The 12,213-nt window shown below is 66.0% G+C and carries 9 protein-coding genes and 2 rRNA genes; 7 read left to right on the top strand and 4 right to left on the bottom strand.

All coding sequences use genetic code 11. The annotated features are described in order from the left end of the window. The first annotated feature begins 51 nt into the window (after positions 1–51). The gene (locus O5O53_RS04880) at positions 52–2,109 is read left to right on the top strand and encodes a helicase-associated domain-containing protein (protein ID WP_269509513.1); all 2,058 of its coding nucleotides are present in this window, start codon (positions 52–54) and stop codon (positions 2,107–2,109) included. Here the strand turns inward: O5O53_RS04880 and O5O53_RS04885 are convergent. Beyond that, positions 2,106–4,922, bottom strand: coding sequence for an FAD-binding and (Fe-S)-binding domain-containing protein (locus tag O5O53_RS04885; RefSeq protein ID WP_269509515.1), 2,817 nt, complete (start codon positions 4,920–4,922; stop codon positions 2,106–2,108). The genes O5O53_RS04880 and O5O53_RS04885 overlap by 4 nt on opposite strands. An 85-nt stretch (positions 4,923–5,007) precedes the next feature. Here O5O53_RS04885 and O5O53_RS04890 point away from each other — a divergent pair, with 85 nt between their 5' ends. The 4 genes from O5O53_RS04890 to O5O53_RS04905 are packed head-to-tail and all read left to right on the top strand — an operon-like array spanning position 5,008 to position 7,827. After that, a complete protein-coding gene (locus O5O53_RS04890) occupies positions 5,008–5,265 on the top strand; it encodes a helix-turn-helix transcriptional regulator (RefSeq protein ID WP_269509517.1) in 258 nt (85 codons plus the stop codon). Then, the gene (locus O5O53_RS04895; RefSeq protein ID WP_269509519.1) at positions 5,262–5,759 is read left to right on the top strand and encodes a hypothetical protein; all 498 of its coding nucleotides are present in this window, start codon (positions 5,262–5,264) and stop codon (positions 5,757–5,759) included. The genes O5O53_RS04890 and O5O53_RS04895 overlap by 4 nt, the downstream gene beginning before the upstream one ends. Further along, positions 5,756–6,634, top strand: coding sequence for an ABC transporter ATP-binding protein (locus O5O53_RS04900; protein WP_269509521.1), 879 nt, complete (start codon positions 5,756–5,758; stop codon positions 6,632–6,634). The genes O5O53_RS04895 and O5O53_RS04900 overlap by 4 nt, the downstream gene beginning before the upstream one ends. Continuing rightward, positions 6,634–7,827, top strand: coding sequence for an ABC transporter permease (locus O5O53_RS04905; RefSeq protein ID WP_269509523.1), 1,194 nt, complete (start codon positions 6,634–6,636; stop codon positions 7,825–7,827). The genes O5O53_RS04900 and O5O53_RS04905 overlap by 1 nt, the downstream gene beginning before the upstream one ends. On the opposite strand, the gene O5O53_RS04910 is transcribed toward O5O53_RS04905, so the two are convergent. After that, positions 7,824–8,051 (bottom strand): type II toxin-antitoxin system ParD family antitoxin, encoded by a 228-nt coding sequence (locus O5O53_RS04910; RefSeq protein WP_269509525.1) that lies wholly within the window; start codon positions 8,049–8,051, stop codon positions 7,824–7,826. The genes O5O53_RS04905 and O5O53_RS04910 overlap by 4 nt on opposite strands. A 35-nt stretch (positions 8,052–8,086) precedes the next feature. On the opposite strand from O5O53_RS04910, the gene O5O53_RS04915 reads away from it, so the two are divergent. Beyond that, entirely contained in the window at positions 8,087–9,727 is a 1,641-nt protein-coding gene (locus O5O53_RS04915) for a DNA repair helicase XPB (protein ID WP_269509527.1), read from the top strand. An 11-nt stretch (positions 9,728–9,738) separates the two neighbouring features. Beyond that, positions 9,739–10,392: a DUF3239 domain-containing protein gene (locus O5O53_RS04920; protein ID WP_367616716.1), complete on the top strand. Its 654-nt coding sequence runs from the start codon at positions 9,739–9,741 to the stop codon at positions 10,390–10,392. A gap of 837 nt (positions 10,393–11,229) precedes the next feature. On the opposite strand, the gene rrf is transcribed toward O5O53_RS04920, so the two are convergent. Next, positions 11,230–11,347, bottom strand: a 5S ribosomal RNA gene (rrf, locus tag O5O53_RS04925). A 174-nt stretch (positions 11,348–11,521) separates the two neighbouring features. Continuing rightward, positions 11,522–12,213, bottom strand: a 23S ribosomal RNA gene (locus tag O5O53_RS04930); the annotation flags it as partial.

Consider the following 12,213-nt stretch of genomic DNA (forward strand, 5'->3'; position numbering starts at 1 on the left):
CCCTCATTCTTTCACGCCGGGCAAGAAAACGCACGTAAACTCACCCCCGCAATGTCTACCTTCCCCGAATTCTTGCAGTCGCTTAGCGACGATCAGCTCCGCCTGCTCATCCGCACCCGGCCGGATGCCTTCTTCCCCACCCCTCTCTCGGCTGGGTCGTTGGCCACGCGCCTAGGCCTGCCCGGCTCCGCGTCGCGGGCGTTGCGCCAGCTCACTGCCGCCGACTTGGCGGTGCTGGAGCGGCTCGCCGACGCCGGCGCGGAGCTCGACCCGGTGGACGCGGGCGAGCTCGGCGACGTGGCGCACCTGCGCGAGCTCGCCCTCGTCTTCGGGCCAGTGGATGAGCTGCGTATCTCCCCCGGCACGCTCACCGCGCTGCCCCCGGGCTGGCGCGTGACCGACACCCTGCCGGAGGGCGCGGCCGAGGCGCTGGACGCGCTGCCGGCCCGCGAGCGCAAGGTGCTGGAAACCCTGGCCTCCTCGGGTGGGGTTGGCACTACCTCGGCGGCGGGGCCGGACGCGGACCCTTCAGCGCCGGTGGCGAAGCTGCTTGCGGCGGGCCTGCTGGTGCGGGTGGACGCGAACACTGTTCGGCTGCCGCGGCCGGTCCGCGACGCGATGCGCGGGATAGCACCGCGGGAGTTCCCTCTGGAGCCGCCCGCACTGCCAGAAGTAGACCTGGCCGCGGTGGACGAGGCCGCGACCTCGGCGGGCTTGGACGCCGTGCGCCAAATGCGCCAGCTGGTCATGGCGCTCATGGACCGCCCGGTCACGCTGAACAAGGACGGCACCGTCGGCGTGCGCGCCGCGGCGAACCTGGAAAAGGAACTCGGCTTCGACCCGAGGCTATTGATCACCATCGGCGAGGCGGCGGGCCTTATCGGCCGAGGCAACGTCGACGACGAGGACGTGCTCGCCGCCACCCGCGACGCGCTGACCTGGATCGACGCCACGCTTTCGGACCAGTGGGCGATCCTGATGGTCGGTTGGGCCGCCTCCCCGTGGCGCGCTGACACCGACGCGAAGCTGTTGTCCGCGGACATGCACGCGCCCGCGGTGCGCCACGCCCGCACGACCATCCTGCGCCACGCGGGCCGGACCGACCAGTTGCTATTCCATGCCCCGCTAGAGGCCAGCGGTTTCTCCCCGCGGCTCATCCAGGCGGTGGTGGATGAGGCCCAGTTCGTCGGCGCGCTCGCCGGCACCCCGCAGCCGGCGCAGTCCTCTCCCCTGTTGGCGTTGCTGGACGGCCGCGATGGCGAGGACGTCGCCGCCGCGGCCAAGCAGCTCGTGCCGGCGTCCGTCGACACGCTGATTGCCCAGGGCGACATGACAATGCTCGCCCCGGGCCCGCTCGAGCCGGACATGGCGTCGTTTTTGGAGCGCATCGCCGAACTCGAATCCCCGGGTCTGGCCAGCGTGTGGCGGGTCACGGAGGCGTCGGTGCGCCGCGGCCTCGACAGCGGTCTCACCGCCGAGGAGGTCCACGCCTGGCTGGGCCGGCACGTCATGGGCGAGGTGCCGCAGGCAATCGCGTTTCTTGTCGACGACACCGCCCGCACCCACGGCGCCATCCGCGCAGGCAGCGCGCTGAGCTACATCCGCTCCGCGGACCCGGCGCTGATCGCCACCGCCGCCGAGCGCTGCAACTTACGCGTCCTCGCCCCCACCGTCGCGGTGTCGGACCAGCCGCTGCCCAAGCTCATGGCGCAGCTGCGTGCGGCGGGGATGCAGCCCACCGCGGAGGACAACACCGGCGCGACGCTGAACATGGCGCCCGAACCGGCGCTGGTCGCCGCCACCCCGTCTACCCTGCCGCGCACCCCGAAGGCGACCGAGGAGCAGGTCGAAGCGATCGTGTCCAAACTGCGCGCCGATTCCGGCTCCGACGCGGACGCCGGGGCCGGCGACATCTTCGAAACGCTGCGGGCGGCGGCTCGGGCGAAGCGGCATGTGGCCGTAGGTTTCGTGGATAAGCAAGGGCGCGGCCGCACGCTCACCGTGCTGCCACTGAGCGTGAGCGCGGGGCAGGTCGACGCGCTCGACGAGGCCGCCGATCGCGTCGTGCGCATCGCGCTGCCGCGCATCACCAAAGTGGTGCTGGCCTAGCGGCTGACGCGCTCGAGAATCTCCAGAATGTGCTCGTAATCCTTGCCGGTCGCGGCAGTCAAGCCCAGCTCGCAGGTGCGGTTGGACGACGCATGCGTCGCGGAGCCCAGCTCCTCGGCCTGCGCCGCCTCGCGCTTCGTCGCCGCGTGGGTCAGCTCCGGGTGCAGCATGCCGCGGTCGCCCGCGTAGCCGCAGCAGTTCCACTCGGCGGGCACGCGCACATCTTCGGCCGCGGCGCCAGCGACGCGCGCCAGCGTATCGACGATCCCAAGGTGCGTCGCCGAACACGTCGGGTGCAACGTCACAGAGTCCACCTTCTGCTTCACCTCGAGGCGCTCGAGCACCTGGTCTTCGACGAATTCGATGGCGTCGATGACGGTGATGCCGATGCCTTCGGCCATGTCGCGGAAGCCGTGGGTGCAGCTGGACGCGTCCACGACTACCGGCAGGCGCCCGCCGTCGGTGGCGGCGATGAGCTGGTCGTTGACACGGCGCTGCATGATGTCGTGGCCCGTGCTCATGCCTTTCGACGCCCACGGGGTGCCGCAGCACATCCCGTCGATGCCCTCCGGGACGGTCAGCGCGAGCCCGGCGCGCTCCACCAGCTTCGCAAACGCCTCGGAGGCGCCCACGCCCTCGCCCTGCGGCCCGAACATGGAGTTCACGCAGGCGGGGACGAACACGCCCGCCGGCTCCGCGCTCGGCGCGCCGATGCGGGTGCCGAACGCCTTGGAGCGCTTCACTCCGCCCTTGGATAGCTCGGGGCGGTACTGCGGCACCGTGTCATCGCCTACCAGGGCGCGGGCGACGTCGGTGACCTTCTGCACCAGTTTGGTCGGCATGTAGTAGGCGCCGGTCAACGCCGCCGAGGCCAGCGTGTTGCCCGGGCCCCACGCCTTCGCCGCGGCCGCCCATCCGGCGGATTCCGCAGCGCCCGCCTGGCCGCGGCGCAGGGATTTGATGAACTTGCCGGTATCGATCTTCACCGGGCAGGCGGTCACGCACATCGAGTCCACGGCGCAGGTGTCGATGCCGTCGTACTGGTAGGCCTCGTCGAGGTGCGCGACCAGCTCGGTGTCGCCTTCCTGGATCGCCTTCGCGCGGGCACGGCGCACCACGATGCGCTGGCGCGGGGTCATGGTGATGTCGCGCGAGGGGCACACCGGCTCGCAGTAGCCGCACTCCACGCACGAGTCGATCTCGTCTTCCACCTGCGGGTTGAGCTTGAAGTTCTTCATGTGCTCGCGCTCGTCGTCGGTGATGATCACGCCCGGGTTCATCACCCCGCGCGGGTCGGCGGCCCGCTTGAGCTCCACCATGACCTCGTAGAGTTCCTCGCCGTACTGGCGGCGCACGTACGGCGCCATCACGCGCCCGGTGCCGTGCTCGGCCTTCAGGTTGCCGCCGGCGCCGAGCACGAGGTCGACCATTTCCTCGTTGAAGCCATCGTAGCGGGAGAGGTTCTCGTCGCCCTCGAAGCGGTCGGTGATGAGGAAGTGGATGTTGCCGTCTTTGGCGTGGCCGAAGATGACGGCGTCGTCGTAGCGGTAGGCGTCGAAAAGCTGCTGCAACCCGCCGCAGGTGTCCGCGAGGTCGCCCACGGGCACGGCGATGTCCTCGAGCAGCGCGGTAGTGCCGGACGGGCGAGCCTCCGCAACCTGGGCGTAGAGGCCCTTGCGGAAGGCCCAGGCCTTGGCGGCCTCGGCGGCGTCGGTGGTGAAGGCGGCCGGGGTCTGCAGGTCGAAGCCTTCCAGCAGCTTCGCGCCGGCGGCCTCGTACTCGCGTAGCTGCTCGGCCTCGTTAGCGTGGTACTCGATGAGCAGCGCAGCCTGGCCGGACAGCTCGAAGCCGGTGATCTGCTCCGGCACCGAGTCGAAGGTGCGGCCGACCTTGATGGAGCGCGAGTCCATCAGCTCCAGCGTGGCGGCCTTCGAGTCGAACAGCGCCGGCAGGGAGCGCGTCGCCACATCCAGCGTCGGGTACACCGCGATGGTGGTGGTCTTCAGCTTCGGCACCTCGATGGTGCGCAGCACGGCCTCCGCGATGAACGCGAGCGTGCCCTCGGAGGCGACCAGCAGGTGCATGAAGATGTCTAGGGGCGAGTCGTAATCAAGGAACGCGTTGAGCGAGTAGCCCATCGTGTTCTTCAGCGCGAAGTGGCGCTCGATGGTGGCCACGGATTCCTTGTTCTCGCGCACGCGCCGCTTCAAGCGCTCAAGCTTTACGACGAGCTCCGCCTCCTCCCGCGCAAACTGCGCCTCCGCATCCGCGTGGGCGGTGTTGATGACGGTGCCGGACGGCAGCACGAACGTCATCGACTCGATGGTGTTGTAGGTGTTGTACTGGGTGCCGCAGGCCATGCCGGAGGAGTTGTTGGCGATCACGCCACCCATCGTCGCCGCGCCCTCGGACGCCGGGTCCGGGCCGATCTTGCGGCCGTACGGGGCGAGGTGGGCGTTGACCTGGCGAACCGTGGAGCCGGGCTGGACGCGCACGCGTGTGCCGCCGTCGAGGACCTCCACGCCGCGGAAGTGCTTGCGCACGTCCACGAGCATGCCCGCGCCGCCGGCCTGGCCGGACAGCGAGGTGCCGCCGCCGCGCAGCACTACCGGTGCGCCGGAGGAGGCGGAGGCGCGGAAGGCTGCCGCCACGTCGTGGGCGGTGCGGGCTTCCACCACCACGTCCGGGGTGTAGAGGAAGTGCGACGCGTCGTGGGCGTATTTAATCCGGTCGATCGGGCGGGTGGAAAGCGCCTGGTCGGAGCCGAGTTCGCGGGACAAATGCTCTTCAGGGGAGGAAATGGTTGTGGTCATAAATCCATGCTAATCCTCCTGAGGATAGGCTATGCGTCAGCCAATACACTTGACATATCGTTGGGTTTATACAACACTGCGTTGTGTGTCGCCGAAGAAACTACCCAAAGACCCGATCTATAACCGGGTCCGCGTCCTGCGCGCGGAGCACGACATGTCTCGCGCCCATCTCGCGGAACTTATCGACGTCAACCCGCAAACCGTCGGTGCACTCGAGCGCGGTGACCACTCCCCCAGCCTGGATCTCGCTTTCCGTATTTGCGAGGTCTTTGGGCTGCCCGTGGAGGCCGTGTTTTCGCGCACCGAGTTCGCCCCTATGTCGAAGGAGCTGTACGCCAAATGAGTCGCATCGACACCGTCCGCAAGCAAGACCCGCTCAATGCCAAACGGTTCCGCAATCCTCGCGACACCCGGTTACTGATCACGGTGGTTTTTGCGGGCATGCTCGTCTCTTTTTCCTGCATGGCATATCAAATCGCATTCGGCTTTAACTGGTGGCCGAACGCGATGTGCCTGGTAAGCCTCGCGGTGAGCATGTGCGCGTGGACCTTTCTTCGCTCGGCCAACGAAATGAAAGACACCGCACCCGAGGAACAATTGGACGAGTACGAACGGGTAGTACTAGCCACGTGGCGAAAGCGCTCCCTCAAGCTGTTCTCCGCTCTCGTCGGTTTGGGTGGTATTGCGTTTCTGGCTGCGGGCCTATTTATGGGCGACGACTTCGACCTCGGACTGATCGCCGCCGGCTACTTCATGTTGGCGACACAACTTATCGCCACCCCGCTGCCAATGGTCGGCTATGCCGTAACCTTCAACCGCAAGGAGGATGACAAGTGACAACGATCGAAATCCGCAACCTGAACAAGCGCTTCGGCGACGTCCAAGCCCTCGACGGCATGAGTTTCACCGTCCACGACGGCGAGATGTACGGCTTCGTCGGCTCCAACGGCGCCGGCAAGTCCACCACGATGCGCATCGCCCTCGGCGTGCTCGCCGCCGATTCGGGCGAGGTGCTCCTCGACGGGCGCCCGCTTGACGACGACACCCGCCGCCGCATCGGCTACATGCCCGAGGAGCGCGGCCTGTACGGCAAAGAGAAGATCTTGGAGCAGCTGGTCTTTCTGGCCAAGCTGCACGGCGTCGACGGCAAAGCCGCCAAGAAGCGCGGCACCGAGCTGCTCGAGGAGCTCGGGCTGGGTGAGCGTGTGAACGACAAGCTCGACGACCTCTCCCTGGGCAACCAGCAGCGCGTCCAGCTCGCCGCGAGCCTCATCCACGACCCCGACATCCTCATCCTGGACGAGCCGTTCTCCGGCCTCGACCCCGTCGCCGTGGACGTGATGAGCACGATGCTCACCGACCGCGCCCGCGCCGGCGTGCCCGTCATCTTCTCCTCCCACCAGCTGGATCTGGTGCAGCGGCTGTGCGACCGCATCGGCATTGTCACCCGCGGCCGCATGGTCGCCGAAGGCACCGTCGACGAGCTGCGCGCCCACGGCCCCATCCGCTTCAGGGTGGGCACTCAAGCCCGCGGCTGGATCCCGGAGGGCATTTCGCTTATCGACGACTCCGCCACCCACGTCATCCTCGAAGCCCCGAGCGTCCAGGACGACCAGCGCATCCTGCAGGCCGCCATGGCCGCAGGCCCCGTCCACGAGTTCACCCGCGTCGTGCCCGACCTGGCCGACCTGTTCAAGGAGGTTGTGCAGTAATGCAGACTTACTCCCCCATGCACACGATCACCACCACCGCGGCGCGCGAGATCCAGATCCTGTTGCTGAAGAAGGGCGTGGTCATCACCTTCGTCATCCTGCTTCTGGCCATGGTCGGCTTCATCGGCTTCGCCTCCTGGCAGAAGAGCAAGGACGACGCTGAGGGCGGCGACGCGAAGACTGCGGTGGCGACCGTAGGCGTCGATAAGCAACTGCTCGACGGCGCCGGGTACGACGCGCGCGAAACTGCGAACCGCGACGACGCCGTGCAGCTGGTGCGCGACGGCGACGTCAAGGCCGCGCTGGTGGCCGAGGGCGACCAGTGGGAGGTGATCTCGGACGGCACGCCGTCGGCCGGCATCATGGAGGGGATGGAGGCGCTCGCCGACAGCTACACCCGCGCCGAAACGCTAAACACGCTGGGCATTTCGCCCGCCGACTACGAGGCGGCCTCCCGCACCATCGACATCGTGCCGGTGGACGTGGACGAGGCCAGCGGCGAGGACTTCGAGCAGCAACTGCTTCGCTTGCTCACCACATTCGTGGCGCTGATGGTGGTCATTTTCACCGTGATCACTTTCGCCGCCCAGGTGGGCAGCCGCGTGACCGAGGAGAAGTCCTCCCGCGTGGTCGAGCTCGTGCTCGCCTCCGTGCGCCCGCTGGATTTCCTGGCCGGCAAGCTGCTGGGCACACTCGTGCTGGGCTTCCTGGCCACCGCCGTGCTGCTCATCGTCGGCGGCGTTGGGCTGAAGGTCTCCGGGCTCGTGGACGACATCGCGTTCGACTGGTCCGTCCTCCCCGTGCTGCTGATCGCCTGGCTTCTGGCCATGCTGTTCTTCGGCGCCCTCTACGCCGCCGCCGGCGCGATGGTGCAGCGCACCGAGGACCTGCAGTCCACCCAGATGCCGATCCTGCTGCTCATCATGGCTTCCGCCTACATCCCCGGCTTCGGCTGGATGAACACCGATGCCACCTGGATGCAGGTAATGAGCTGGATCCCGCCGTTTTCCATCTTCGCCGCGCCGCTGTCGTATGCCGCCGGGGACTTCACCGCGCTGCAGCTGGCCGGCTCGTTTGTCCTCGCCGCTTTGGCGACGGCGCTGGCAGTGTGGGCCGCCGCCCGCATCTACAAGCGCACGATCCTGAACAACGGCAGCGTGACCAAGTGGTCCCAGCTGCTGCGCAGGGGCTAGCGCGCTCGCACCTCAGCGATGAACTGCTCGGCGTCGAACTCGGCGCCGAGCTCACCTTTTTCCACGGCGAGTTTGAGCGCGTCGAACTTCTGCTCCCGTTCCTCCACGAGCCGCAGCCCCTCGCGCAGGACTTCGCTGGCAGACGCGTAGCGGCCGTCCTGAATGAGCCGGGCGATGAACTTGTCGTAACGTTCGCCGAGTACAACTGAAGTGTTCTTAGCCATACACGGCACGCTACCAACATTTAGGAGTAGATCGCATGGCTCTCGGCGACGGCCCCCTCATCGTCCAATCGGACAAGACCGTCCTGCTCGAAGTCGCGCACCCGGACGCGCCCAAGGCCCGCGCCGCGCTCGCGCCGTTCGCGGAGCTCGAGCGCGCGCCCGAGCACATCCACACCTACCGCATCACTCCTCTTGCGCTGTGGAACGCCCGCGCCGCCGGCTTCGACGCCGAGCAGGCCGTGGACGTGCTCGAACGCTACTCCCGCTTCCCGGTGCCGCAGGCACTGCTCGTCGACATCGCCGAAACCATGGCCCGCTACGGCCGCCTCAAACTGGTCAAACACCCCGCCCACGGGCTGATCCTCGAGGCGGATGACCCCGCGATCCTCACCGAGGTCACCCGCAGCAAGAAGATTCAGCCACTTATTGCCAAGCCTATCGACGACACCACCGCCCCCGTCCACCCCTCCGCCCGCGGCCAGATCAAGCAGGAGCTGACCAAGCTGGGCTGGCCGGTGGAGGACCTCGCCGGCTACGTCGACGGCGAATCCCACCCGATCGCCCTGAACCACGACGGCTGGGAGCTGCGCGACTACCAGCAGTACGCCGCCGAATCCTTCTGGGAGGGTGGCTCCGGCGTGGTGGTGCTGCCCTGCGGCGCCGGCAAAACCATCGTCGGCGCAGCGTCGATGGCGCAGGCACAAACCACCACCTTGATCCTGGTCACCAACACCGTCGCCGGCCGTCAGTGGCGCGACGAGCTGCTGCGCCGCACCACCCTCACGCCCGAGGAAATCGGCGAGTACTCCGGCGAGAAGAAGGAAATCCGCCCCGTGACCATCGCCACCTACCAGGTGGTCACCCGCAAGACCAAGGGCGAATACCGCGCGCTCGAACTTTTCGACTCCCGCGACTGGGGCCTGATCATCTACGACGAGGTCCACCTCCTCCCCGCTCCCGTCTTCCGCATGGCCGCCGACCTCCAGTCCCGCCGCCGCTTGGGGCTCACGGCGACCCTCGTGCGCGAGGATGGCCGCGAGGACGACGTCTTCTCCCTCATCGGGCCAAAGCGTTACGACGCCCCGTGGAAAGAACTCGAGATGGCCGGCTACATCGCCACCGCCGAATGCATCGAGGTCCGCACCACGCTCACCGACGAGGAGCGCCTCACCTACGCCACCGCCGAGACCCGCGAGCGTTACCGTCTGGCGGCCTGTTCGGCGGGCAAGCTGGAAGTCGTCGATAAGCTTCTTGCAACGCATAAGGGCCAGCAGACCCTGATCATCGGCGCGTACGTGGAGCAGTTGGAGGAGATCGCTATGTGTATCGACGCTCCCCTGGTCGACGGCAAAACCACCACCAAAAAGCGCGAAGAGGCTTTCCAAGCGTTCCGGGACGGGGAAATCTCCACCCTGGTCGTTTCCAAGGTGGCGAACTTCTCCATCGACCTGCCCGAAGCCGCCGTGGCCATCCAGGTCTCCGGTACCTTCGGATCCCGACAGGAAGAAGCGCAACGCCTGGGCCGATTGCTGCGGCCCAAATCCGACGGTGCGGAAGCCGTGTTCTACACCGTGGTCGCCCGCGACACCCTCGACTCCGAGTACGCCATGCATCGGCAACGCTTCCTGGCCGAACAGGGCTACGCGTACCGACTGGTCGACGCCTCCGACCTTTAGACTTGTATGCCATGAGTGGCATGAAGGTATTCAAGTTCGACGTCGACGAGGACTTTGCGAAGCAGCACAACAAAATGGTGCGCGACACCCGCAGCCTCGTCGCTTCCGGCATCGCGATCTTTGTCATCTCCGTGATCGTCGGCGTCGCAGTGTGGTTCCTGGTGGACCCGTCCTCGCCGTGGCACTGGCTCGGCAGCTTTGGCGCCGTACTGTTCGGCATATTGATGCTGGTAGTGGCGCTGCTGATCCCCCGCAGCGTGGGCAAGACCCAGGAGATCTACGACTCCAACCCCCTCGCCCCCGCCATCATCACCGAGCGCGCCGGCACGACGGTGACCCTAACCGCGCTGGTGAACCTCAACGTGGATCCCGCCCTGCCGCCGCGCTGGGCCATCACCTCGCGAGTGATGCAGCCACTTCCCAACACCTCCGACAAGGTCGGCACCAAGGTGCCCGTCGCCGCCGTGGGCGCACAGCGCTCGACCCGCGACCAGCAGCACTGGCAGACCATCACCCCCATGCCCATCGCCTGGGGCACGCCCGACGAGGCAATTGTGGCCTCCGCCCGGAAGTCGATCCCCCAGGACCAGTGGTCCACGCTCGAGCGCGCCCGCAAAAAGGGCGAACTCGTCGAGCAGTCCAAGAACTCGTTGCTGGAGCTTTAGCGCGGGTTGTCTCCGGGGGCTCGGGGCGTTGTCCTTCGGGGCTTTCATTCTCTTCTTGGGGGTTGTGGGAAATCTGGCTGGAACCGTTTCGCAGAAGTTGACGAGCGGCCGGTTCTCGCCCGTTGTTTCCGCAGGTCGCGGATCGCTGTTGTCAGCTTTTGCGAGGCCCTCAGGCGCAGACCTGCTACAGGGGAACGTTTCGTGGGGGTGAGCCAATAGTTGGTGGTGCCGTTGTTGTCCGCAGGGTGGTCGTAACCACTGCGCTAGGCGCCCTGGCCGCGTCATCCGTGTGCCGGTTGTGCACGAATCGACAGTGGTGCCGCGTTTGCCCAGGTGGAACTTGGGTGGGCGGGGTTGTTTCGTCGATTCGTACAATTCGTGGGTGCGGGCCAATGATGGGTGTGTGCGTGGTTGTCCGCAATGCGTAAGTCCGCATTGGCGCCAGCAGTCTGGGGGTGGGGTCGTAGAAGTTGACGACCGGCCGGTTTTCACCCTGTGTTTCCCCAGGTCGCAAAACGCGGTCGTCAGCTTCTACGAAACCCCATCTACCGGACGGCAGGTCCGTTGGTGTCCACCCATTGTTGGCGGTGTCGCTGGTGTCCGCAATGCGGAGTTTGGTGCCAATAATGGGTGGCGGCGATATTGTCCGCAATGCGGAGTCCGCACGACACCGGGTGCTTGTGGGTTCCCGCCAATGATGGGTGCGGGTGTGGGTGTCCGCGACACGCGCCGCACATAAGCACCCCAGCAGCCGGCAGCAGGCGTTGGCATACGAAAAGGCACCCGCCGCACAAACAAGGGGTGTTTGTGTGGCGGGTGCTGTGTGTGAAGTTGTTGGGTCGGCGGTAACCTACTCTCCCACTCCCTCCCGGGGGCAGTACCATCGGCGCGGGCGGGCTTAGCTTCCGGGTTCGGAATGGGACCGGGCGTTTCCCCGCCGCCATCAACCACCGACACACCTTATGGGGGTATGCACGGCGCTGTGTGTTCAGCGTGTGTATGCAATTATTGTCGGCCAACACCGCATGTGGTGTTGGTGTGTTGTGTCAGTGACTGCACAGTGGACGCAAGCGTTTTGCTTATTCGTGTTTGTTTCGCGGTGTTCGCACATCATCTGATTGCGTGTGGCGTATGTGTGTTTATTGGTGTATTAGTACCGGTCGCCTCCACACATTGCTGTGCTTCCAGGTCCGGCCTATCAACCCAGTCGTCTTCTGGGAACCTCAAATGAAACCTCATCTTAAAACAGGCTTCCCGCTTAGATGCTTTCAGCGGTTATCCCTTCCGTACGTAGCCAACCAGCCGTGCTCCTGGCGGAACAACTGGCACACTAGAGGTACGTCCGTCCCGGTCCTCTCGTACTAGGGACAGCCTTCTTCAAGTTTCAACGCGCGCGGCGGATAGAGACCGAACTGTCTCACGACGTTCTGAACCCAGCTCGCGTGCCGCTTTAATGGGCGAACAGCCCAACCCTTGGGACCTACTCCAGCCCCAGGATGCGACGAGCCGACATCGAGGTGCCAAACCATCCCGTCGATATGGACTCTTGGGGAAGATCAGCCTGTTATCCCCGGGGTACCTTTTATCCGTTGAGCGACACCACATCCACAAGTAGGTGCCGGATCACTAGTCCCGACTTTCGTCCCTGCTCGACTAGTCAGTCTCGCAGTCAAGCTCCCTTGTGCACTTACACTCTAGACACCTGATTGCCAACCAGGCTGAGGGAACCTTTGGGCGCCTCCGTTACATTTTGGGAGGCAACCGCCCCAGTTAAACTACCCACCAGGCACTGTCCCCAACCCAGATCATGGGCCAAGGTTA

The organism is Corynebacterium faecium (assembly GCF_027257105.1).
GTDB classification, from domain to species: Bacteria; Actinomycetota; Actinomycetes; order Mycobacteriales; family Mycobacteriaceae; genus Corynebacterium; species Corynebacterium lehmanniae.

Excerpts from the sequence above, each read along its gene's own strand:
- O5O53_RS04910 (WP_269509525.1), bottom strand. The coding sequence starts at position 8,051 with ATGGCTAAGAACACTTCAGTTGTACTCGGCGAACGTTACGACAAGTTC.
- O5O53_RS04915 (WP_269509527.1), top strand. The coding sequence starts at position 8,087 with ATGGCTCTCGGCGACGGCCCCCTCATCGTCCAATCGGACAAGACCGTC.
- O5O53_RS04885 (WP_269509515.1), bottom strand. The coding sequence starts at position 4,922 with ATGACCACAACCATTTCCTCCCCTGAAGAGCATTTGTCCCGCGAACTC.
- O5O53_RS04880 (WP_269509513.1), top strand. The coding sequence starts at position 52 with ATGTCTACCTTCCCCGAATTCTTGCAGTCGCTTAGCGACGATCAGCTC.
- O5O53_RS04895 (WP_269509519.1), top strand. The coding sequence starts at position 5,262 with ATGAGTCGCATCGACACCGTCCGCAAGCAAGACCCGCTCAATGCCAAA.
- O5O53_RS04920 (WP_367616716.1), top strand. The coding sequence starts at position 9,739 with ATGAGTGGCATGAAGGTATTCAAGTTCGACGTCGACGAGGACTTTGCG.
- O5O53_RS04905 (WP_269509523.1), top strand. The coding sequence starts at position 6,634 with ATGCAGACTTACTCCCCCATGCACACGATCACCACCACCGCGGCGCGC.